The sequence below is a fragment of the Chryseobacterium sp. FH2 genome (genome assembly GCF_001045455.1).
Lineage (GTDB): Bacteria > Bacteroidota > Bacteroidia > Flavobacteriales > Weeksellaceae > Chryseobacterium.
This window is the reverse complement of the sequence record NZ_LFNE01000003.1, coordinates 1-22,311: the sequence shown is the minus strand read 5'-3', so window position 1 is coordinate 22,311 and position 22,311 is coordinate 1. Positions and strand designations below refer to the sequence as shown.

Annotated in this window: 20 protein-coding genes; 8 read left to right on the top strand and 12 right to left on the bottom strand. The window is 34.7% G+C overall.

The features are described from left to right. The first annotated feature begins 6 nt into the window (after positions 1 to 6). Entirely contained in the window at positions 7 to 1,050 is a 1,044-nt protein-coding gene (locus tag ACM39_RS05165; protein WP_048509975.1) for an anhydro-N-acetylmuramic acid kinase, read from the top strand. 48 nt (positions 1,051 to 1,098) lie between these two features. Here the strand turns inward: ACM39_RS05165 and ACM39_RS05160 are convergent, their stop codons facing one another. Genes ACM39_RS05160 through ACM39_RS05150 form a run of 3 tightly spaced genes read right to left on the bottom strand, consistent with a single transcriptional unit; the run spans position 1,099 to position 3,549 of the window. Beyond that, positions 1,099 to 1,638 (bottom strand): hypothetical protein, encoded by a 540-nt coding sequence (locus tag ACM39_RS05160; RefSeq protein ID WP_131701414.1) that lies wholly within the window; start codon positions 1,636 to 1,638, stop codon positions 1,099 to 1,101. A gap of 20 nt (positions 1,639 to 1,658) precedes the next feature. After that, positions 1,659 to 2,243 carry a DUF6705 family protein gene (locus ACM39_RS05155; protein WP_048509973.1) on the bottom strand — a complete coding sequence of 195 codons (585 nt, stop codon included), beginning with the start codon at positions 2,241 to 2,243 and terminating at the stop codon, positions 1,659 to 1,661. Positions 2,244 to 2,262: 19 nt separating this feature from the next. Next, positions 2,263 to 3,549, bottom strand: a complete 1,287-nt coding sequence (locus ACM39_RS05150; RefSeq protein ID WP_048509972.1) for a hypothetical protein — start codon at positions 3,547 to 3,549, stop codon at positions 2,263 to 2,265. A gap of 140 nt (positions 3,550 to 3,689) precedes the next feature. Between ACM39_RS05150 and ACM39_RS05145 the strand changes: the two genes are divergently transcribed. Beyond that, positions 3,690 to 4,067, top strand: a complete 378-nt coding sequence (locus tag ACM39_RS05145) for a helix-turn-helix domain-containing protein (RefSeq protein ID WP_048509971.1) — start codon at positions 3,690 to 3,692, stop codon at positions 4,065 to 4,067. A gap of 75 nt (positions 4,068 to 4,142) precedes the next feature. Here ACM39_RS05145 and ACM39_RS05140 read toward each other — a convergent pair whose 3' ends face one another. Further along, positions 4,143 to 4,532: a hypothetical protein gene (locus tag ACM39_RS05140; RefSeq protein ID WP_048509970.1), complete on the bottom strand. Its 390-nt coding sequence runs from the start codon at positions 4,530 to 4,532 to the stop codon at positions 4,143 to 4,145. Between the two features lie 36 nt (positions 4,533 to 4,568). On the opposite strand from ACM39_RS05140, the gene ACM39_RS05135 reads away from it, so the two are divergent. Further along, positions 4,569 to 5,180: an NUDIX hydrolase gene (locus ACM39_RS05135; RefSeq protein WP_048509969.1), complete on the top strand. Its 612-nt coding sequence runs from the start codon at positions 4,569 to 4,571 to the stop codon at positions 5,178 to 5,180. Here the strand turns inward: ACM39_RS05135 and ACM39_RS05130 are convergent. Both ACM39_RS05130 and gldJ read right to left on the bottom strand, forming a co-directional pair. Beyond that, positions 5,173 to 6,444 (bottom strand): UDP-N-acetylmuramoyl-tripeptide--D-alanyl-D-alanine ligase, encoded by a 1,272-nt coding sequence (locus ACM39_RS05130; RefSeq protein ID WP_048509968.1) that lies wholly within the window; start codon positions 6,442 to 6,444, stop codon positions 5,173 to 5,175. The two genes, ACM39_RS05135 and ACM39_RS05130, sit on opposite strands and share 8 nt — an antisense overlap. Before the next feature lie 64 nt (positions 6,445 to 6,508). Then, entirely contained in the window at positions 6,509 to 8,110 is a 1,602-nt protein-coding gene (gldJ, locus tag ACM39_RS05125; protein WP_048509967.1) for a gliding motility lipoprotein GldJ, read from the bottom strand. Between the two features lie 164 nt (positions 8,111 to 8,274). On the opposite strand from gldJ, the gene porU reads away from it, so the two are divergent. The 3 genes from porU (at position 8,275) to ACM39_RS05110 (ending at position 15,757) form a co-directional block, all read left to right on the top strand. Continuing rightward, entirely contained in the window at positions 8,275 to 12,174 is a 3,900-nt protein-coding gene (gene porU, locus ACM39_RS05120; RefSeq protein WP_048509966.1) for a type IX secretion system sortase PorU, read from the top strand. 59 nt (positions 12,175 to 12,233) lie between these two features. Continuing rightward, positions 12,234 to 13,397 (top strand): type IX secretion system outer membrane channel protein PorV, encoded by a 1,164-nt coding sequence (gene porV, locus ACM39_RS05115; protein ID WP_048509965.1) that lies wholly within the window; start codon positions 12,234 to 12,236, stop codon positions 13,395 to 13,397. Positions 13,398 to 13,474: 77 nt separating this feature from the next. Continuing rightward, a complete protein-coding gene (locus tag ACM39_RS05110) occupies positions 13,475 to 15,757 on the top strand; it encodes an FUSC family protein (protein WP_048509964.1) in 2,283 nt (760 codons plus the stop codon). On the opposite strand, the gene ACM39_RS05105 is transcribed toward ACM39_RS05110, so the two are convergent. Together ACM39_RS05105 and ACM39_RS05100 are read right to left on the bottom strand one after the other, a co-directional pair. Beyond that, positions 15,738 to 16,352 carry a 4'-phosphopantetheinyl transferase family protein gene (locus ACM39_RS05105; protein WP_048509963.1) on the bottom strand — a complete coding sequence of 205 codons (615 nt, stop codon included), beginning with the start codon at positions 16,350 to 16,352 and terminating at the stop codon, positions 15,738 to 15,740. The two genes, ACM39_RS05110 and ACM39_RS05105, sit on opposite strands and share 20 nt — an antisense overlap. 145 nt (positions 16,353 to 16,497) lie before the next feature. Beyond that, a complete protein-coding gene (locus tag ACM39_RS05100) occupies positions 16,498 to 17,028 on the bottom strand; it encodes a pyridoxamine 5'-phosphate oxidase family protein (protein ID WP_048509962.1) in 531 nt (176 codons plus the stop codon). Between the two features lie 170 nt (positions 17,029 to 17,198). Between ACM39_RS05100 and ahcY the strand changes: the two genes are divergently transcribed. Together ahcY and yiaA are read left to right on the top strand one after the other, a co-directional pair. Next, positions 17,199 to 18,512 carry an adenosylhomocysteinase gene (gene ahcY / locus ACM39_RS05095; protein WP_048509961.1) on the top strand — a complete coding sequence of 438 codons (1,314 nt, stop codon included), beginning with the start codon at positions 17,199 to 17,201 and terminating at the stop codon, positions 18,510 to 18,512. 291 nt (positions 18,513 to 18,803) lie between these two features. Further along, positions 18,804 to 19,196 carry an inner membrane protein YiaA gene (gene yiaA / locus ACM39_RS05090; protein ID WP_048509960.1) on the top strand — a complete coding sequence of 131 codons (393 nt, stop codon included), beginning with the start codon at positions 18,804 to 18,806 and terminating at the stop codon, positions 19,194 to 19,196. 95 nt (positions 19,197 to 19,291) lie between these two features. Here yiaA and ACM39_RS05085 read toward each other — a convergent pair whose 3' ends face one another. From ACM39_RS05085 to ACM39_RS19170, 4 genes are all read right to left on the bottom strand, one after another. Further along, a complete protein-coding gene (locus tag ACM39_RS05085) occupies positions 19,292 to 20,239 on the bottom strand; it encodes a hypothetical protein (RefSeq protein WP_131701413.1) in 948 nt (315 codons plus the stop codon). A 39-nt stretch (positions 20,240 to 20,278) separates the two neighbouring features. After that, positions 20,279 to 20,857 (bottom strand): DUF6705 family protein, encoded by a 579-nt coding sequence (locus ACM39_RS05080; RefSeq protein ID WP_131701412.1) that lies wholly within the window; start codon positions 20,855 to 20,857, stop codon positions 20,279 to 20,281. 31 nt (positions 20,858 to 20,888) lie between these two features. Beyond that, positions 20,889 to 21,464 (bottom strand): DUF6705 family protein, encoded by a 576-nt coding sequence (locus ACM39_RS05075; RefSeq protein WP_048509957.1) that lies wholly within the window; start codon positions 21,462 to 21,464, stop codon positions 20,889 to 20,891. Positions 21,465 to 21,481: 17 nt separating this feature from the next. Further along, positions 21,482 to 22,311 (bottom strand): hypothetical protein (locus ACM39_RS19170; RefSeq protein ID WP_048509956.1); only part of this gene is annotated, 830 nt, incomplete at its 5' end.

Here is a 22,311-nt window from a genome sequence, read left to right as displayed (position 1 = left end):
TATATTATGATTTTGCAGGCTATTGGTTTGATGTCCGGAACGAGTTTAGATGGCCTGGATATCTGCTTTGCAAAATTTGAAAAAAAAAATTCCTGGAGTTTTCAGATTCTTAAAGCTGAAACTATTCCTTATCCCAAAAACTGGGAAGATAAGCTTAGAAATTCCATCCATTTATCTGTGGAAGAATTATTAGAATTAAATTCTGAATATGGGTTTTATCTGGGTGAGCTGACAAATCGTTTCATTCAAAAAAATCGCCTGGAAAGTATTGATTTGATAGCTTCACACGGACACACTGTTTTTCACCAGCCACAGAAAAAATTTACCTTACAAATTGGCGATGGAAGAGCCATTAAGCTGAAAACCAACTTGCCCGTTATTTACGATTTCAGAAGTCAGGATGTTTTGATGGGTGGAAATGGTGCTCCGTTGGTTCCTATCGGAGATGAATTTCTTTTTTCACAATATGATGCATGCCTTAATCTTGGTGGATTTTCCAATATTTCTTTAAAAATTGATAATAAAAGGATAGCTTTCGATATTGCTCCTGTCAATATTGTTTTCAACAGACTGGTTCAGAAGTTTAATAAAAGTTTTGATGAAAACGGTGATTTGTCGAGAACAGGAAAAATCAACGAAGATTTATTATTAAAATTAAATTCATTAGACTTTTACAAACTGCCTCATCCAAAATCTTTAGGAATTGAATGGTGTAATGAGAATGTTTTTCCACTGTTTGAAAACATTGAGACCATCGATGCATTAGCCACTTTTACGGAACATGTAAGCCTGCAAATTGCCAATATCATCAATGAAAATAAACTGGACAATGTCCTTTTCACAGGTGGTGGAACTTACAATATATTTTTAGTTGAAAAAATTAAGGCAAAAACAAGTGCCCAAATTATTATTCCCCAAAAAGAAATTATTGATTATAAAGAAGCTCTGATATTTGCATTCATGGGTGTTTTAAGGTTTAATAATGAAATTAATGTACTCGCTTCTGCTACGGGAAGTACAGCCAATCACAGCTCTGGAATTATTATATAAAAACTACGAAAAGGCTTTATATTATTGCTTTGCTAGTATAATTTCTCATTATTGCTTGGTAAATATTAAACCCTTTGTCTCCGGCAGGTATATATTTATATCTGTTCCGCTTGGGCATTTACTACTGTCAAGGATAATATCATTGGGTCGGTATTCCCAAGATAATTGTGTCGCATTTATCTTTTTTAGAATTATTTTTCCCCAACCAACACTACAATTTGTTCCACTATAGAAAAATATTGCTGAATTATCATAAGGTTTTGTTCCTATACTAAAAAGATCTATTTGGGAAATATTATTATTCTTAGTGTCTTGCAAAACTATACCAGAAGAATTTTTAACAATATATTTTATATCCAGAACATCTGAATAATAATTTTTTTGTGAACTTTTTTGTAACTTATTTTCAATTTTTGTGATATATAATGTGATATCTTTTCCTTGAAAATTAGCTCGAAATATTCCGGTATATGGTGCTAATTCATTGTTTGAATCTTTTATATAAGCATTTGCAGGAATATCGTTCAAGGCTGTATTTAATGGAAAAATTTGCTGTGCTTTACAAAAAAGCACAACAAAAATTCCCAAGATTGATAAATAATTTCTCACTATTGCTTGGTAAATATTAAATCTTTCGTCTCCGGCAGATATATATTTATATCTGTTCCGCTTGGGCATTTACTACTGTCAAGGATAATATCATTGGGTCGGTATTCCCATGAAAGTTGTATTGAACTTAATTTTTTTAAAATTATCTTACCATTGCCAACACTACAGTTTGTTCCACCATAGTCAAAAATTACGGCATTTTGGCTCGGTCTTGTTCTCATACTATAAATCGTATGTTTAATTTGATTTGACAGGAAATTCATATTTTTAGTGTCTTGTAAAGCGTTCCCAGTGGAATTTTTAACAATATATCTTATACATAAAACATCTCTATAAAATTTTTGGTCAATATAATCTATAAGTTTATGATTCTCTTGAGTTATATATATTGTAATTTCTTTTTCTTGAAAGTTAGCTTTATATGTTCCAATATAAGGAGATAATTCATTGTTTAAATCTTTTAAATAGGAGTAATTTTGTATCGTCGTAAAGTCTGTATTCAATGGATACTCCTGTGCTTTACATGAAAAAAAACTTATAAAAAGACTAAAAAGTATAATTGTTTTAATATTTATTGTTTTCATATTCTAATATTTGATTTATTTATGAACAAGTTGTTGAAATTGGTTGGTTATTAGTGTTTACATTAATATTTTTTACAATACCGTCATTTTCTATTTTTTGTAAATTAACTTTTCCCTCTAATCCCATACTCTTTAATGTTTCAAAAAATAATTTTTCCAGCCCATTTGTATTTAAATCAGCACCTAAATAATTAACATAATTTAAATCTTCAGATAATGCACTTTCTCTATCTCTATATTTTTTTGTATATATATTCAATTGATCCTGTGAAAAATTAGTCAAAGCATCGCTATAATTCCCATTAAACCAAATAACATAATGCATGCCATTGGGAGCAACCATTCCTAAATAAGCATTAGAAGGATTTCCATAATTTCCCTGTGCTCTCGCAAAACCCAATAATTGATCTATATCCGGAGGAGATAACATTGGGATCCCACTAGGTGTATGGTTGTGATAACCACCGGCATATCCTGTTTTATCTCCAAAATCCACGCTATGTGCTGTTCCTGTTATTGTTGCAGAAGGGGTACCATCTGCTTTAAATTTTATTCCTTTTTCACCACCGGCAGTCGATTGATTTTTCAATTCCTGAAGACCGGCTTGCATTTTGGGGTTGTTAACAATAGCTTTTGTTTTCTGGCAGGGGTCTTCCTCGGGAGTCTCCGGCTCAGGATTATTATTTCCTCCTCCTCCCCCTCCTCCCGGATAAGGATATGTAGGATTTCCACTGTCACCATCACCATCTCCCTGATCGGTGGGACATGTAACAATATAGCTGGTTTCCCAATATCCGGCATTAGAACCATATTCATCTTGAGGATACCACATAGATACGGATGTAAAACTACATTCTGCCAGTCCTTTTGCTGCCTGGGAAGTAAGCTTTTCAGACTTTATAGGTTTTCTGTTTTTCAAGGTAGTATACTTCTGAAAGAATGTAATATGTTCCCGGTCATTATCAGAAATAAATGTAATATTATCTCCATTCCTGGGAGCCTGCAGACAGGAAATAATTTTGCCTCCATCACTTACAGGTACGATAAGAAAGCTTTCATCAAAATGACCCATCGTCATGGCATAATCCCAAAGTGGAGTGCCATTTATTTTTTTGATGTCAGTCTCATGTTCCTGATAAACCTGCATTACGTTTTTAATGTATTTCTCATCTTCTTTGAAAACGCTTTTAGAATGGTATTCTTTGGATAGAGGATCCACTGAGCTTATAATCTCATCGTGTACACAGGAGTGCAGGGTAAAGGCAAATGCTATCAGCATCAGCCGAAGAATTAAATTTTTCTTCATGATTGAATGTGTTTTTTACGTTAGTAAATATATAATTTTTTTCTTAATCACCTATACGGGATTGGTATTTGACAAAACTAGAATAATTTTTCTTTCAGCATCATCGATATTTTGTTATTTTTGACCAAAATATCGATATTATGAGTATAGGCACCAAAGTAAAAAGATTAAGAGAAGCAAAAGGCCTTTCCCAAGACGAGCTGGCTTTACGCTTAGATGTGGCACAAAGTACCATTTCAAGTATAGAATCTGATAAAAATATTCCTAATTCCTTATTATTAAGCAATATTGCAAAAGAGCTCGAAGTTGATATTAATGATTTATTAAATGATTCGTCTACTAATATTATGTCAAATAATGAATTTAGTGATCATGCTGTAGCTGCTGTAAATCAATATAATCCTATTTTCAATATCCAATCTCCTGAGTTAATAGAAAGTATTCTGAAAAATCAGGAACAGATCTTTAAACTAATGGAAGTTCAAAGCAAACTCATTGAAAATTTGCTAAAAAAATAAAAGCCTTTACGAATCACAAAAAAAGCGACTGTAATTCTAAACAATCGCTTTTTTTATTTGATAAATCAGATAATATTATTTATATGCTTCGATTTTATCCGTCAAAGTATTAATGAAGTTTTGAAGAGGCTTTTCAACCATCATTTTGATGAAAGGATTAAACTTACCTTCAAACAACATCTGAACCTCAGTTTGATTTTCGTTAACAGGATTCAAAGTTGCCGTCAAAGTAAAATCTAAGCTAGAACTTGCAGACTTCAACACAGCCTTTTGGTCATTCACTTCGTCAATCTTCAAAGCAATCTCAGGCATCCCCTGCAATCCGAATTTGAAGCCGTCTTCTCTTGTTTCAAACTTTTGAAGACCGTCCGGCATAAAATCTTTGTAGTTTTCAGGAGATTTTAGTATTTCCGTCAACTCTTTAGATGATTTATTGACAATAATTTTTCGTCCTTCTAAATTCATTTTTTATTTTTGTATTTAAATTCTTAATTCTTACAAATGTATAAAGTTTTTGTGAACGAAAAAAAATTATTACTGTCTAAGCAATCTGAAAACTTAGAAAAAACGCTTGGCTACGAAAATGTCACTACGCTGGAGATCGCATTGGATCTTTTGGAGAATACATCTGTAAGCGAATTGAATGTATATGGGGAAAATATTGACGAAATCTGGACTGAATTTCAGCACCTTTTCAGAATTATCGAAGCCGCAGGAGGAATTGTGAGTAACGGCATCGGAGAAGTTCTTTTTATCAAAAGACTCGGAAAGTGGGATTTGCCAAAAGGGAAAATGGAGAAAGGTGAATCCAGGGAAGAATCTGCCATAAGGGAAATCGAGGAAGAAACAGGTCTAAAAGAGGTAGAATTAGTAAAATTCATTAATACCACTTATCATATTTATGTAGAAAGAAACGGTGAAAAAATCCTGAAATGCACCCACTGGTTTGAAATGAATTTCAACGGCGAAGATACTTCAAAACCACAGATTGAAGAAGGAATCACAGAAGTTGCCTGGAAAAACGATACTCAGATAGACCGTGAAGTTTTTCCAAACACATTTAAAAATATTAAGTTAATCTTAAAAGAATTCTGGAGCAATAGAACTAAATAAATTCTATTGCTTTTTCTAATGCGATTCCCCGGGAGCCTTTTAAGAGAACATTTTCAGATTGAATTTTATTCTGTTCCAAATATTCTATAAGTTGTGCGGTACTTTCAAAAGCAGTCTCAGATGAATTAATATTTCTGAAGTGTCTGCCTACCGTAATTATTTCATTAAATCCTAAGTTTAGCGCTAAATTTAAGATGTTTTCATGCTCTTTTTCACTCTCATCACCCAATTCCAGCATATCACCTATAATTATCGTCTTTGAGCCTTCAAAAGTGATAAAATTATGCAAAGAAGCCGACATAGAGCTCGGATTTGCATTGTACGTATCAAGAACTAAAGTTTTACCTTCTTTCTTGACAACCTGGGAGCGCATATTCGTTGGGGTATAATTTTCAATAGCAGATTTGACAGTATCAAAATCAATTCCAAAATGGAGCCCTAAACTTGCCGCTGCACAAAGATTGGTAAAGTTGTATTCCCCTGTAAGTTTAGATAAGGCCCGGATATTCTGATATTTTAAACCTACAAAATGGTTTTCTGAAAAAGATTCAAAATTATAATCGGAATGAGCTTTTCCGAAAGTAATCTTAGGTGAATAATTGTCTGTTTTTTCTGCCTGAATAGGATCATTTTCATTAACTAAAATAGTTTGAGCATGATTTTTCAGGTAATCATACAGCTCAGATTTGCCCTTTATCACCCCTTCAAAACCGCCAAAACCTTCTAAATGAGCTTTTCCAAAATTGGTAATATATCCAAAATTCGGTTGTGCAAGGCTTGAAAGCAGCTCGATTTCTTTTTGATGATTGGCTCCCATTTCTATAACAGCCATTTCATGTTCCGGTTTGATAGACAAAATCGTCAAAGGAACGCCGATATGATTATTCAGATTTCCAAAAGTATACTGAACATTGAATTTTTCTGAAAGAACTGCATGAATCAATTCTTTAGTCGTGGTTTTACCATTACTCCCCGTTAATCCAATAACAGGAATCCGGAGCTGTTTCCTATGATAAACCGATAATTCCTGTAAAAATTCTAATGTAGAACGAACATAGAAAATATTTTTTGCCTCATTTTCAAAATCCTTTTGCTCCACGATTACAGCCAAAGCTCCTTCATCAGCAGCTTTTTCAGCCAAAACAGCAGCATTGAAACTCTCCCCCGAAAAAGCGAAAAAGATATCATTCTTTCCTATTTTCCGGCTATCGATGGTTACTTTATTTGACTTCAGAAATAAAGCGTAAAACTGTTCTATATTCATAGCTCAAAAATAGAAAAACCTTCCAAAATTTTGGAAGGTTTTTCTAAATATTTTTTGATAAATATTATCTTCTAGTTCTAGCTTTATCACTCACTCTAGCATCCTGAGCAACACGGAATCCGATCCATCCGTAAGCTTTGTTTTGATTTTTATATCTTCTCTGACCCGGGTCTAGCCAATATGCTGTATCCTGCCAAGAACCTCCTTTTACAACTCTGATGTCATTTGACATAGCAGAAGTTCTGTCTTTAGTATCTTTTTGCATTACTACTCTACCCGTACCATCTACGATAAATCTCTTTTGAGGAGAATTATACATATCATAAGATGCAACAGAATCTGAAGCTCTGTAATATTCTAAAGAAGACTGTCTGTCTCCGTCTCTGAAGTTTCTGTAGTCAGCAACAGTTTGTCTTTCGAATTGACCCGGTAAATTTTTATACACCAATCTACCGTCAGCTAAAGTATCATATTTAATGTTTGTCTCATCTACCATTTTGTAAGTTCCGTCTCCGTTTCTTACGATAGCCTGAGGCATATTTCCTCTGTAATAGTTAAAATCACTGTAATCTTCATCAATGATTGGTCTGTAAACATCAGCAGTCCATTCAGCAACGTTTCCGTACATACCGTAAATCCCTAAGTCATTTGACGGATATTGTCTTACGTCTGAAGTTTGTGCAGAACCATCATTTTTCCAACCTGCGATACCGGAATAATCACCTCTGCCCATTTTGAAGTTTTCAAGGAACATCCCTCTGTCTCTTCCTTTAGTACCTCTCAATTTTTCGATTTCAGGCTTTTTACCCATGTACTGGTTGTACTCTCTGTTTTTAGCCATACCTAAAGCTGCATATTCCCATTCAACTTCTGTAGGAAGTCTGAATTTCTGAACCATCGCAGCATTCGGAGCTCTGTTTGCAGCCAGTAATCTTTGGTTTGTAGTTTTCAAACCTGTTTTTTGCTGCATTCTTTGCTCGTTTATATAACCTTGCATTTCAGGATCATTCGATTTGAATTTATCCATGTTGAATGCTGTTCCTCCTTGATTGTTTGATTCGTTGATATACAAATCTTTAGCAATGATTCCAGATTGCATCAAAGCTTTTTCGTTTGCTCTGTCTGATAACCATTCACAGTATCTGTTTGCCTGAGTCCAAGAAACTCCTACTACCGGATAATAATCAAACTCAGGAGAACGGAAATAAGTTTCGTTATAATCGTTTCTGGACAGTTTGTTATCCCATAATAAGGTATCAGGCAAAGCGCCATTGTAGATTTCCTTGAAACTAGGATCACTTGGTGGGAATACATACTTCAACCATGTAAGGTATTCGCGGTATTCATAGTTAGTAATTTCTGTTTCTCCGATAAAGAAAGAACTTACCTGCATTCTGCGAGGCGAGTTATTCCAATCGTGCATAACATCATCTTTCACTAATCCCATGGTAAAAGTTCCACCTTCTACATATACCATTCCCGGCCAACCCTTCTGCTTTTGTTGCTTTCCTGCAAAAAACCAACCTTGTTTTTCGTTTGGTTTCCAACCTGTCTTGCTGACAAATTTTTTAGTACCGCCGCCTTTGCTAGTACCTGACCCTCCACAGCTGGTTAATGCAAGTGTAGAACTTAATGCTATTAATGAAAACAACTTTAGTTTTTTCATAGTCGATATAAATATTTTCAAAGTACAAAGAAAAAATAAATTATTCAATAAATCAAGTAATAGTTTGATTTTTTTGAAAAACGTTAACAAATTAATTTTATTGTATCGCAATTTAATTATAAAATTTTCATTTATTTTGTAATTCAGAAATTTGAATAATAAACATGAGAAAAAAATTCACTCTTTTACTTCTATCAGCCTTTGCTTCAATGCTTTGGTCTCAAAGAATCAATATTGAATGGAATGGTTCAAAAATTCAGGACTTCGGTGAAACAAAATTAAATCTTCCGAGTTTCAAAAATGAAGGTTTTTCTTACAGCCAAAATAATGTTTTTATCATAACCGGACAAAAAATAGGAGAAAAGCAGCTAAAAATATCTAATCTGGCCTGGGAAAATGTTTCTAATGGAGAGTTGTACGAACTTAATAAACAGCTGATTCCTGATTATGAAGTAAAAGATATTACTTATTATTATTCAGAAGGTGAAAGATATGCAAGTATCAACGTCTCTGCATTTAAAAATGTAAAAGGAAGAATCCAAAGATTATCTTCATTTGAAATTTCTGAAGGTGCACCAGCCATTTCAAACAGCATTAACGCAGGCAAGGTTGGCTCAACAGTAAATCCTCTGTCCAGCGGAAATTTCTACAAAATTAAAGTTGACAAATCCGGTATTTTTAAAATCACCCGTCAATTTTTACAGGATAACGGGATTAATCCGGGTTCTGTAAATCCTAAAAACTTTAGAATTTATGGAAACGGGGGAATCATGCTTCCTGAACAAAATCAGGATACAAAATACAGCGCATTACAGGAAAATGCAGTGCAAGTTGTGGGCGAAGATGACGGAGTTTGGAATGATGGAGACTATGCATTGTTTTATGCACAGGGACCCAATGGATACAATCTTTATGATACCACAAACGGAAATGGTTTTAAAAGACGTGAAACAAGAGGCGACAGAAGTAACAATGTGAAAAATATCTACGAAGACTTCTCTTATTATTACATCACTTTCGATAAAGGACCAGGAAAAAGGGTACAGCCAGTTGATGCCAACCTTCCCGCTACTCCATTAATCACACGATATGACGACTATCAAGTTATTAACAATGATCAGAAGAATTTATTAAAAGTCGGAAGGATTTGGGTGGAAGAAGCTCCTTTTACAACAGATAAAGCAGTCAGCTTTACTACGAACTCTTCTATTCAGGGAGGTGATCAAATAAGGTTCAGAGCTCAGGTAATAGGATTTCATGCCCAGCAAAACAATATCTCTTTTGATATTAACACGCAAAATCCTATAACGTTGCCAGTTCTTGCAAATACACCGGATTTTTCTTATGATTATTTTCCTTTAACATACAGCGGGACATTATCAAATTTAAGTGGAAATCAAATAACATTTAATTTAAAACCAAATATTGCAACAAACCCTAACGGAACTTTTTATTTGGATTATGTAGAAGTACAATATAAAGAAGATTTGAAATTCAACGGAACCCAAATGAATTTCAGAGATTTTTCTCTCGCAAGCGGCACAAATACCAATTATGGTTTCAGTATCTCAAACGCCACAGGCATGGAACAGGTTTGGGATGTTACAGATATCACCAATGCTAACAGACGAGTGAATAAGGCGGCGGGAAGTGGTACTTTTAATTTCGGCTATGCTACTGCGGATCAGAATTTCAACAATGAATTTGTTGCCTTTAGAGCAGAATCTGCTTATTCACCTCAGTTTGTTGAAAGAATTACCAATCAGGATCTTTCTTCTTTACAAAATGTAGATTACCTGATTATCACCACTGCCCCTTTGATGTCACAAGCTCAAAGACTAGCCAATTATCATCAAACAAAAAACAACTACAACGTACAGATAGTTGATGTAAGCAAAATCTACAACGAATTTGGAAGTGGCAGCAGAGATATTACAGCAATAAGAGATTTTGTAACAAAACTGAATACACCAATAGGACGTTTAAAATATGTCTTCATTTTAGGAGATGCTTCATATGATTATAAAGACAGAGTTTCAAATAACTCAAATGTGGTTTCTAGCTACGAAAGTGAATCTTCTGCAGATTTTATCAATTCATTCGTTACAGATGATTATTTTGTAATGACACAGCCACAAACAGCAGATATGATTTACAATAATCTTCCGGATCTACCGATAGGAAGAATTCCTGCTGCTACTGTTACAGAGGCAGCCAATATGATCGATAAAACTTTAGCATATTACAATTCTTTACCCGGACAATCTACTCCTTTTGGAGAATGGAAAATGAAGCTGGATTTCGTAGTAGATGACGACAGAGATGGCGGCTCTCCTTTCCATGATGTAATGAATACCTCTTTGGCTAATATTTTTGAGCAAAATAATACAACGCTAAAAGAATATAACGTAAGAAAACTGTATCTGGATGCTTTCCAGCAACAGAGTTCTGCGGGGGGGCCAAGATATCCTCAAGTAAACCAAGCCATTGCAAATGATATAGGAAACAGCCTATATCTTTTCTACTTCGGACATGGAGGAATCAACGGTTGGGCTCAGGAAAGAGTATTATCTACAGATGAAGTACAAAGTGCCAATAACTTTTCAAATGTGTATAGCAGATTCCCGTTTGTGTCAACGATTACCTGTGAATTTACTTTATGGGATGATCCCGCAACAAATTCTGTAGGTGAACAATTCATGAAACTAAAACAAGGAGGCCCTGCTACGATGATTACATCAAGCCGTGCGGTAGGCGTAGGATATGGTAGAGATTTCACAGGTTTGTTTACCCAAAATATTTTCAAATTAGAAAATGATGATTTTCTGAGCTTGGGACTTGCTCATTTAAATGCAAAAAAACAAAAGCTGGCAGATGGTAACCACTTAAAAGTAAATTTCCTTGGTGATCCGGCTATGAAGCTGAGCAGACCTCAAAGATTATTAACAATCGATAATATAGAAACTCCTGTTCCGGGATTGATTAGAGGTTTAGATTTTGTTAAAATTAAAGGCCACATCAATAATACAAACGGAACCATAAATACCACTTTCAACGGAAGGGTGGTTATCAATATTTTTGATAAAAGATTAAACAAAACCACACTCAATAATGACGGAGGAATGACTCCGGTATTAAATTATACTGAAGAAGGAAGTGCCATTGTAAAAGCATCAGGAACTGCCGTAAACGGGGTTTTCACAGTAGAATTCTACGTGCCTAAAGATATCAATTACGCGGTAGGACAAGGTAGAATTCTTGGATATGCTGACAACAAAGCAATGGATGTATTCAACAACCAGGCTGTACAGGTGGGAGATATCAACCCAAATGGCATCAATGATAATGAGCCTCCAAAAGTAAAATTGTACATGAACAATACCAACTTTGCAGACGGAGGGATTACAGATCAAAACCCGATGTTGCTTGCCTGTATTACTGATGATACAGGAATCAACTCTACCGGCTCAGGTGTAGGTCACGATATTACAGTATATCTGGACGGGCAGATTATCAATACAATTGTTTTGAATGATTTTTTTGCTTCCGGAGAAGGAAACGGCTGTCTCAATCCCAGTTTGGCAGATTATCAAAAAGGAAATGTGACATATCCTTTCAGAAACCTGGCAATCGGGCAGCATCAATTAACATTTAAAGTTTGGGATATAAACAATAATTCTACAACAACTACGTTAAATTTTGAAGTTAAAGATGAAGCTGATCAACATTTAATTATCAACAGACCATTGAACTGGCCAAATCCGTTTACGAACAAAACGTACGTTCAGTTTGAACATAATTGTGATGATATCCTGGATGTAAATGTTCAAATTTATACAATTACAGGAAAATTAGTAAAAACATTATCACAGCCGGTAGTTGCAGAACCCTTCCTACAGGGCTTTAGAACACCACGCCAGGCAATAGAATGGGACGGAAGAGATGATTTTGGGGCAACAGTAGCAAAAGGTACGTATATTTTTAAGATATTTGCAAAAAGTCAAAATCAAGAAAAATGCAAAGGAAGTGCTACAGCTGTGGAAAAAATGGTACTTTTGAAATAAATTAAAAAATAATAGATAATAATATTAACAAAAAACTGATAATATATAAAAGACAACATATGAATTTAACTACTAAACTGCTTTTAGGTATTGGGTTAGGTGCTGGTTTTTTAGGCTATTCGCAAGACCTAAGTAAAATAAACCCAGTATTAACCGGAGCTCCTTTCCTAAGAATTGCACCGGATGCAAGAGCCGGAGGTATGGGAGATCAAGGGGTGGTGACCTCTCCGGATGCATTTTCTCAATTCTGGAATGCAGCGAAATATCCTTTTAGCAGAACGAGTTCTTCCTTAGGTATTACGTACACACCTTATATGGGAAAACTTACGAATGATGTATTCTTATTATATGGTGCATTCCATAAATTTTTAGGTCAGGAAGAAAGATCTACTATCTCAGCGAGTATCTATTACTTCAATATGGGTGAGGTAGATTTAACTCAGTTAGTAGGTTCAGAAGTTGCACCTATGGGTACATCTAAGCCAAACGAATTTTCTATCGACGTTGCTTACGGATTAAAACTTTCTGATTCTTACTCAATGGCAGTAACGGGTAGATACATCCGTTCCGATTTGGGTGGAAGCTTCAACACAGATAATACTATTAAAGCTGCAAACTCTTTTGCAGTAGATGTTTCAGGTTACTATACCTCTCCAAGATTCTCTAGTTTTGGAGGTTATGACGGTAAAGTAAACGCAGGTTTTGCGATTCAGAACTTAGGGCCGAAATTAGACTATACAGGAAACGAAGAATCAAGATCTTATCTTCCGACCATGGCTAGATTAGGTATTGGTTACGATATGTATCTTGATGATGTAAATAAAATCGGACTTAGCGTGGAAGGATCTAAAATTCTAGTTCCGGGTTCTGAGTATGTCGGAATGGATCCCAATACAAGAAAACCAATCTATGCCGTTCCAAACGTAGGACCAATTGCTGGTATCGGAAAATCTTTCAAAAACACAAACTCTATCATGTACAGTGGCGGTCTTGAATATTCTTATGACAATGCATTTGCTGTAAGAGGAGGTTACTTCCACGAAAGTGAGGAGCAGGGAGCAAGACAGTTTGCTACTGCAGGTATAGGATTAAAATATCGTTCTTTCGGGCTTGATATTTCTTACTTAATCAATATGTCTAAAATTAATACTGCTTTAGATAACACACTTCGTTTCGGGCTGACTTGGAATATTGGTGACGAAACATCTAATGTAGATTATTAAAAAAAATATTACATTTAAGTTTATAAAAGTCTCATTTTTATGAGGCTTTTTTTATTTTGTATAAGTATTTTTGTAATATGAATTATTCCGCGGAACTCAAAAAATTCGTAACCAGCCAATATGTATATTCTGCAATCAGGATTACATTGGCTACCGTTCTGCCATGTGTGGTTCTGGCCCATTTCGGAATATTAAAAGAATATTTCCTTTTCCCTCTCGGAACCAGCTTTGTAGCATTGACTGATCAGCCCGGACCTTTTATACGCAGAAGAAATGCGTTGACATTCGCTATTTTTTGTTTTGTAGTCGTTGCGCTCATTGCAAGTTTGGTGATGAATTTTAAAATTCTTGTGTTCGCTGAAATTATTGTTTTCGGGATGTTTTTTTCTTTAATTGGAGTTTACGGGCAAAGGTTAGCAGCCGTAGGTTCATTGTCCCTGGTTGTCCTTGCTATATTTATTGACGGGCATTTGACAGGGATAAATATTTTTAAAAGTTTGCTGATCTTTACGTCCGGATGTATTTGGTTTTTATTAATATTTTTAGTTGTATCAACTATTCAGCCTTATAAATTGGCAAGCCAGATGATTGGAGAAAATTATCTTCAATTAGCTGAATTCTTAAAAATCAAGGCCAATTATTACCAGAAAAACCCTGACTTCAGTAAGCTGACAACACAGGTTATTGCCAAACAGATTGAAATAAAAAACCTTCAGGAAGATACCCGGGAAACAGTTTTCAAAACGAGAACCATCGTTAATGAATCGACTACAACAAGCCGTTTGCTGATGCTGATGTTTCTAAACTCAATGGACCTTCATGAAAAGCTGATGACCTCAGAAAGTGATTATGAAAAGCTTCAGCAAAGCTTTGATGACAGCACCATTCTGGTCACTATCCATGATTATCTGAATCTTCTTTCCGAAGAAATTACAAACATCGGAATCTCGCTTCAAATTGGAACGAGAGCAAAGCCTATGTTTAATTTAGATACAGAATTAAAAAGTTTAAACCATCATTATTTCGATCTTAGAAATAAACAGATCTCTCCTGATAACTTTGAAAACTTCATGATTTTGCGTCAGATTTTGATGCGTATCAATGAAATTACAAAAGAGATCAACGAAATTTATAAAGTATTTTCTCAAAACGTAAAGCTGGCAAAAAGTCTTTCCACTGGTCTGGATTTAAGAAAATTTATGCCAAATGAAGAAAAACTGAACTTTAAGGTTTTAAGAAATAATATTTCTCTCTCTTCATCCCATTTCCGTCATGCATTGAGAATCACAATAGCCTTGCTGTTGGGCTACTCTTTTTCATTGTTTGATTTTTTAGGATTAGGTCATACGTATTGGATTTTAATTACCATCACTGCGATTTTAAAACCAGCCTACTCTATCACGAAAAAAAGAAATCTTCTCCGTCTCTACGGAACTATTTCGGGAGCCGTCATCGCATATGCAATTTTACATTTTGTGCATATCAATCAGATTTTATTTGCTATTCTGCTTTTAAGCATGATTATGTGTTTCAGCTTTCTGAAAGGCCGATATTTTTGGGCCGTTTTATTTATGACGATTTATGTTTTCCTGAGCTTCAATTTTTTGAGTCCCGGGAAAATAGATGTTATTTTTAAAGACAGAATTGTTGATACCATCATTGCGGGAATGATTGCTTCTTTGGTATCATATATTGTACTGCCTGTTTGGGAACATACGCAAAATTTAGATTTGATGAAAAAATCTGCAGAATCCAATCTCATTTATTTTCAGTGCGTGATTTCCAAATTTTTGCAGGGAGGAGAATTTGATATTGAAGATTATAAAGTAAAACGTAAAAATTCTATTATCTCACTGGCAAACCTTTCCGACAATTTCCAAAGGATGATTTCCGAGCCTAAGAACCAGCAGAAAAAGCTGGAAGTCGTTCATCAGTTTGTGGCGACCTCACATCTTATTACAGCTTATACCGCATCACTTTCACAATATGTGAAAACTGATGAAAAATATCCTGAAATTGACGCTGATGGATGGAGCAGGAAAATCGAAGCTGAGATGCAGCAAACTTCCGGTATCTTAAACGGGCAGGAAATAGATGAAACGCTGAAAAAGGAAAGCCGGCTGGAACCGGAAGACTCTTCAATTGAAGATCTAATTTTAAAAAGAAGGACCCAAATCGAAGAAAATGATATTGAAGCATTGGTAGATCCCAATAAAATTTCCCGTCTCACAGAACTTAAAAATATTCATGATGTTTTGGAACTTATTTATGACGTTGCCAAAGAACAAAGAAAAGTAATCGAAAAGTATAGAAATGAAGAAGTAAAGGAAGCTGTTAATCCTATTCCTCAACAATCGTAAAGCAATAATCGTCGAAGAATTCTACCCTGGCTTTTAGTTCGTCGGAGATTTGATCATCGTAAACTCTACATTTAATGTGATGAAGATGCTTTAATTCAAAAGGTCTTACATCGTAATGCTTTTTCAATGACCAGTGTTTTGAATGGTGAATTTTATACATGCTTTCTTTTACGCTCCAAATGATCGTATAAAAAGTTACTTCATTATCAAAAGGAATAAAACCTCTTTCATTTTCATACGTGAATTTATCGATAACCCTTAAAATCTTGGGATTAAATTTTTCAATATCGATCCCTATTTTATTTTTAGAAATAGCGATTGCTGCAAAGGGAAAAGAATGTGTGATAGAAATCTCAGCATCTTTTGGAGAAAGAAAAGGTTCTCTTTCCTTATATAATATTTTTGAGTGCGGTTTTAAACCTTTTAACAATTTACGAACCATCAAAACCTCTAACAGTTTTTTGGGATGATAATCTTTTACTTTTTCGGCATTTTCAGGTTCTAAAAGTTCATCAATATTCAATTCTTCGGTTTCATCATATTTCCATACAAGAATTGTGGCATTATTATCTGAAAAATCACGGTAAAGAGGCATTGCTTTTTTTATTCTGTAAAAATAGTGAAAAAATTTTGGACGGAAGACGGAAGAAGGCTAATGGAGTTTTTACAGCTCTATGATTTTTAGGACACAGGTTATTGAATAAAAAAGGCTTAATCTTTTCGACTAAGCCTTTGATCATTTATTTTGACTGGTGATTCATATCATTTCTGTGCTCCATAATTTCAAGATTTTCATCCACAAAATAAGCGCTTCCGAATCCGTTTACATAAGAACCTTTAGCGGGGTGTAAAGCGATAAGAATAAAATCTTTCATTTCAGCGATAACGTCAACTACTTTTCCATGAGTTTCTTTCAACTTACCCACAACGGAATTCCAGGTTTCAGAATCTCTCTCGATTTGTGAAGCTGAAGCTTCGACTGTCAATCTTTCACGAGCGTAAATCTGCTTTGTAGCAGACTCATCTTCAATAAACATTACTGAGGTTTTTCTGCCTTCTGCAAGATTTTTTGTGTGTCTTGCCATGAAAGACACCAAAATGTAAAATGTATTATCTACCTCAACGAAAGGGGCATAACTAGAATTGGGATTTCCTTCTGCATCCACAGTAGCCAACATCACACTTTTCGTGTTTGCAATTAATTCTTTTACTTTTGGTGCTACAGGCTTTGCTTTTCTCTGAGCCTCATCTTGAGTATTTGTATGATCCATAGTATAAAATTTATTTCATGCAAAAATAGGCTATTTAGATTAAAACTAAATAAATTTAATTCATGTATAATCTCATAAAGCAGAACTTGGTTTGTCGTTTTTGTATCTAAATTATTAATTGTAATTTTGCATCTTATTATAATTTGAATTTAAACTTATTCATTCAACATATGAGTACTACAACACAATACGTTCCTTACAAAGTGAAGGACATTTCCCTGGCAGAATGGGGAAGAAAAGAAATTACCCTTGCAGAAGCAGAAATGCCCGGTTTGATGGCTATCCGTGAAGAATACGGACCGTCTCAGCCGCTTAAAGGTGCAAGAATTGCCGGATGTCTTCACATGACCATCCAAACAGCTGTACTTATTGAGACGTTGGTAGCTTTAGGAGCTGAAGTTACCTGGTCTTCTTGTAATATTTTCTCTACACAAGATCATGCTGCTGCTGCTATTGCTGCTGCTGGAATTCCTGTTTACGCTTGGAAAGGCCTAAATGAAGAAGAATTTGACTGGTGTATTGAGCAGACTTTATTCTTCGGTGAAGACAGAAAACCATTAAACATGATTTTGGATGATGGCGGAGATTTAACCAATATGGTTTTTGATAAATATCCTGAGTTCACAAAAGATATCAAAGGACTTTCTGAAGAAACTACAACCGGTGTTCACAGATTGTACGAAAGAATGAAGAACGGAACTTTGGTAATGCCTGCAATCAATGTAAATGATTCAGTAACCAAGTCTAAATTCGACAACAAATACGGATGTAAAGAATCTGCAGTAGATGCTGTAAGAAGAGCGACTGATGTGATGCTGGCCGGAAAAAGAGTTGTAGTTTGCGGATACGGAGACGTAGGTAAAGGTACTGCTGCCTCTTTCAGAGGAGCAGGTTCTATCGTTACTGTAACTGAAATTGATCCGATTTGTGCGCTTCAGGCTGCAATGGACGGTTATGAAGTAAAAAGACTGGATACTGTGGTTGATAACGCAGATATCGTAATCACTACTACCGGTAACTTCAATATCGTAAGAGGAGAGCATTTCCTTAAAATGAAAGATAAAGCTATCGTTTGTAACATCGGTCACTTCGATAACGAAATCGATATGGCTTGGTTAAACAAAAACTACGGTCACACAAAATCTGAAGTGAAACCTCAGGTAGACATCTATACAGTTGAAGGTAAAGAAGTTATTATACTTGCTGAAGGTAGATTGGTCAACTTAGGATGTGCTACAGGCCACCCAAGCTTTGTAATGTCAAACTCTTTCTCAAACCAGACTTTGGCTCAGATCGAACTTTGGAACAATTCTGCAGCTTACAAAAACGAAGTTTATATGCTGCCTAAACATTTAGATGAAAAAGTAGCAGCTCTTCACCTTAAGAAATTAAGTGTTGAATTGGAAACTCTTTCTCCTGAACAGGCTGAATATATTGGTGTAGATGTAAAAGGACCATTCAAACCTGAATATTACAGATATTAAAAAGTTATCCTGTTTAAGGGATTTCAAATCAAAATAAACTCTCCATTTTGGAGAGTTTTTTATTTTCCAGAAGCTGTTTCCCGCTATCCGCTCATACTCCTCGTGCCAACACCATTTCCAATACGCACTGCGGGGTAACCGCTACTATCGGGGCTAAGAAATCACCTATCTTAACTCAACATTTACTTTAACTTTCTATCTTCTAAAGAAAGGCTATTTATTACCGTATTTTTCCCTATATCCAAATAAAAAAAAATCGATATATTTGGCTACTTTAACAAAAACATTAACATGAAAAAACAAAATGTATCAAATGCATTCGTTGCCGCGTCTTGGGTTGCATTGGGAGCAGGGATGATCGGTTTTATCGTAGGTCTTGCAAGAGCTGAAATGCAGCTTAATGAGAAGGGATATTATTTCACTATCCTACTTTATGGTTTATTTGCTGTCGTTTCTTTGCAGAAAGCAGTTCGAGACAGATTAGAAAACATTAAGGTTACCGATATTTATTATGGTATCTGCTGGTTTGCTACTCTATCTTCCATCGTTTTACTGGCCATAGGATTATGGAATGCCACTATCCTGCCGAGTGAAAAAGGTTTTTACGGCTTCGCATTCTTGCTGGCACTTTTCGGAGCTATTGCAGTTCAGAAAAATACAAGAGACAACATGCTTCAGGAATAATACAAAAACTCTCCAAAATCTGGAGAGTTTTCTGTTTATCAGTCAATTTTCAATGAAAAGTAAACCTTTTTACCTGTGGACAGTTAAAGTTTTAACTATTTTTGATTTTTTGTAGAAATCTCTTTCCAAAGCTTTACTAAATCTTCTGCATATCTTCCTTTTATTGGATATGCTTTTCCATTTTTTATTTTATAATATTCTTTAGGGAATTTATACTCAATCCGTACAGATGAGTAATCAGACAAATCAAAATTAACTGAATGATCGAAAGTTATATCTAAGGGGGAAAATTTTTCAGATTTATAATAATGCTCCATATAAATATCAACCGGTGTCGCCCATCTTCCATCAATTGTTTTGTAAACGGGAAAAAAATAATCTTTAATTAAATCCCCACAGTATTCTCCCACAAAAATAAGTATATTATCGTAGTTTCTAAAATCGTATTCATACATACTATTGTGATCATAAGCCGTAAATATAATTGTCGAATCTGGATAATGATCACCAAATTCTTGTGTAATGTTATATTCTGCTTTATATTCTGTACTCAAAGAAACACCACAATACTTAGACTGATCTATATATGAGACATCTATTTTCTTTCCAACAAATGCGTATAGTTTTGAAGGATTTTGTTGATCACATTTTTTATATGGAATACAAGGCCTCGGTTTTAAGACAACTTTTATATTGTTATTTATTATATCCTCAACTTTATATTTTTTAGTGGTATAGCCCCATTTATAAAAATACAAAGTATCTGTCAGCTTTGCATTTATTGTATAGTTTCCCACAGAATCAGGTGATGTAAAAAGATCTTTATTTTTAATTAATTTATCATATCCATCCGGATTTTTTTCTTTAAATGCTTTATCTTTAAGCTGTCTATCCCTAAATTTCCTTATGGTGTCATTAACATTAATTCCTATAAAACTATTTATTTTTAAGGAATCCTCAACAATACCTCGAACATTTATTGTTTGAGATTTGCAAATAATCATACAAAGAAATAACACTGAACAAATAATTTTTTTTTTCATAATTTATAATTTTAAAACCTTTGGATAGAAGAATGAGTGTTATTGTTTAGTAAAAATCAGATCCTTTGCAACAGGGAGATATACTTTTATATTTTGGCTGCCTGGGCAATCCTCCCCACTGAAAAGCGAGTCATTAGGGTAATATGACCAGCTGATTTGGGTATTGCTGATTTTTTTTAATGTAATGCTTCCCCAGCCAATACCGCAAGTGGTTCCTTCATAGTACAAAGAAACACTGTTATTGTCATTGTCGTTTGTCATCACACTGGTAATTTTATTGTCCGGATCTGATACATTTTGAGTATCCTGTAATAAAGCTCCTGTTGATATATTTTTTACAATATATTTTACATGAAGAACATCCTGATAATATTTTCTTTTTCCGGGTCCATAGTCAGTCAGATACATATCTTCTTTAGTGATATAAAGAGTAATTTCATTTCCCTGATAAGTAGCTTTATAAGTACCGGCATAAGGAGGAAGATAATTGTTCAGATCCTTCATATAGGCATAATCGGGTACATCTTTGTAAAATGTATTCAATGGATAAACTTGCTGTGCTTTGCAATGTATTAAGCTTATTGCTAAAGCGAATAATGATAGTATTTTTTTCATCATATGTTTAAAAAGCCTCTAAAGAGGCTTTATATTATTGTTTAGTAAAAACCAGATCCTTTGCAACAGGAAGATATACTTTTATATTTTGGCTGCCTGGGCAATCCCCTCCACTGAAAAGCGAGTCATTAGGGTAATATGACCAGCTGATTTGGGTATTGTTAATTTTTTTTAATGTAATGCTTCCCCAGCCAATACCGCAAGTGGTTCCTTTATAATATAAAGAAACACTGTTATTGTCATTGTCGTTTGTCATCACACTGGTAATTTTATTGTCCGGATCTGATACATTTTGAGTATCCTGTAATAGAGCTCCTGTTGATATATTTTTTACAATATATTTTACATGAAGAACATCTTTATAATATTTTCTATCACCAGGTCCATAGTCTTTAAGATATTTATCTTCTTTTGTAATATATAAAATAATTTCATTTCCCTGATAAGTAGCTTTATAAGTACCGACATAAGGAGGAAGATAATTGTTCAGATCCTTCATATAGGCATAATCGGGTGCATCTTCATAATAAGTATTCAGAGGATAAACTTGCTGTGCTTTGCAATGTATTAAGCTTATTGCTAAAGCGAATAATGATAGTATTTTTTTCATTGTTGTTATTTTAAGGTTTAATTGGGACAAGGTACATCTTTTGGCTTTCCGTCTGCACCAAGCGTTACATTGGTTACATTTCCGTTTTTATCTACTTTTTGCAGAATCATTTTATTTTTATCAATATTCATTTTATCTAAGGCGTTAAAGAAAACTTCTTCCAGTCCTTTAGTGTTCATAAAATTACCATTTTGGGAAGCATATTCGGATTTTGGCCTAAGACTTAGTTCAAATTCTGCAAATTTGTCTTTAAAAGCTTCTAAATCAGCCTTTGTATAGTTTCTGTCTTTAATTGCCTGTGCATCGGCAAAAGATCCGTTAAATCTAATGATATAATTATAATATTCATAACCTCCCGGGCAGTTAGGACATACCTGTGTACCTACCATCTCTCCAAAAGCCGCATCTACCGGGGTTCCCGTAGGCTGGTTCACAATAAAGTAAAACAATTTATATATATCGGGAGGAGACAACATTTTAATCCCATCCGGTGTATGGTTATGAGAATACCCCTGATATCCTGTGATATCACCAAGGTCTGTACTATGCTCTCCTCCCGGTATAATGGGGCTTGGGGTACCATCTGCTTTTGTCATAAAAGCCTTTTCACCGCCTTCTTTAGATTTGTTCATTAGTTCTGTAAGGCCGGCTTGCCTTTTAGGATCGTTTACTACGGCTTTTGTTTTCTGGCAGGGGGTATTAATAAACTGATTATAAAACTGTTCCCACGTCAAAGCAGGATTTTCCATAAAAAGTTGTATTGCAAAATTGGCAAAATCCCAGTAATAGCTGTTTGGCGGTGGAGATGAGGGAGGAATATGGTCAAGATAATATTCTAGAATACTGC

Bases quoted from the DNA above. Each gene is read 5' to 3' on its own strand.
- ACM39_RS05075 (WP_048509957.1), bottom strand. From the start codon at position 21,464: ATGAAAAAAATACTATCATTATTCGCTTTAGCAATAAGCTTAATACAT.
- gldJ (WP_048509967.1), bottom strand. From the start codon at position 8,110: ATGAAAAAACTAAAGTTGTTTTCATTAATAGCATTAAGTTCTACACTT.
- ACM39_RS05150 (WP_048509972.1), bottom strand. From the start codon at position 3,549: ATGAAGAAAAATTTAATTCTTCGGCTGATGCTGATAGCATTTGCCTTT.
- ACM39_RS05140 (WP_048509970.1), bottom strand. From the start codon at position 4,532: ATGAATTTAGAAGGACGAAAAATTATTGTCAATAAATCATCTAAAGAG.
- ACM39_RS05135 (WP_048509969.1), top strand. From the start codon at position 4,569: ATGTATAAAGTTTTTGTGAACGAAAAAAAATTATTACTGTCTAAGCAA.
- ACM39_RS05110 (WP_048509964.1), top strand. From the start codon at position 13,475: ATGAATTATTCCGCGGAACTCAAAAAATTCGTAACCAGCCAATATGTA.
- ACM39_RS05130 (WP_048509968.1), bottom strand. From the start codon at position 6,444: ATGAATATAGAACAGTTTTACGCTTTATTTCTGAAGTCAAATAAAGTA.
- ACM39_RS05105 (WP_048509963.1), bottom strand. From the start codon at position 16,352: ATGCCTCTTTACCGTGATTTTTCAGATAATAATGCCACAATTCTTGTA.
- ACM39_RS05080 (WP_131701412.1), bottom strand. From the start codon at position 20,857: ATGATGAAAAAAATACTATCATTATTCGCTTTAGCAATAAGCTTAATA.
- yiaA (WP_048509960.1), top strand. From the start codon at position 18,804: ATGAAAAAACAAAATGTATCAAATGCATTCGTTGCCGCGTCTTGGGTT.
- ACM39_RS05165 (WP_048509975.1), top strand. From the start codon at position 7: ATGATTTTGCAGGCTATTGGTTTGATGTCCGGAACGAGTTTAGATGGC.
- ACM39_RS05155 (WP_048509973.1), bottom strand. From the start codon at position 2,243: ATGAAAACAATAAATATTAAAACAATTATACTTTTTAGTCTTTTTATA.
- porU (WP_048509966.1), top strand. From the start codon at position 8,275: ATGAGAAAAAAATTCACTCTTTTACTTCTATCAGCCTTTGCTTCAATG.
- ACM39_RS05085 (WP_131701413.1), bottom strand. From the start codon at position 20,239: ATGAAAAAAAAAATTATTTGTTCAGTGTTATTTCTTTGTATGATTATT.
- ACM39_RS05145 (WP_048509971.1), top strand. From the start codon at position 3,690: ATGAGTATAGGCACCAAAGTAAAAAGATTAAGAGAAGCAAAAGGCCTT.
- ACM39_RS05100 (WP_048509962.1), bottom strand. From the start codon at position 17,028: ATGGATCATACAAATACTCAAGATGAGGCTCAGAGAAAAGCAAAGCCT.
- porV (WP_048509965.1), top strand. From the start codon at position 12,234: ATGAATTTAACTACTAAACTGCTTTTAGGTATTGGGTTAGGTGCTGGT.
- ahcY (WP_048509961.1), top strand. From the start codon at position 17,199: ATGAGTACTACAACACAATACGTTCCTTACAAAGTGAAGGACATTTCC.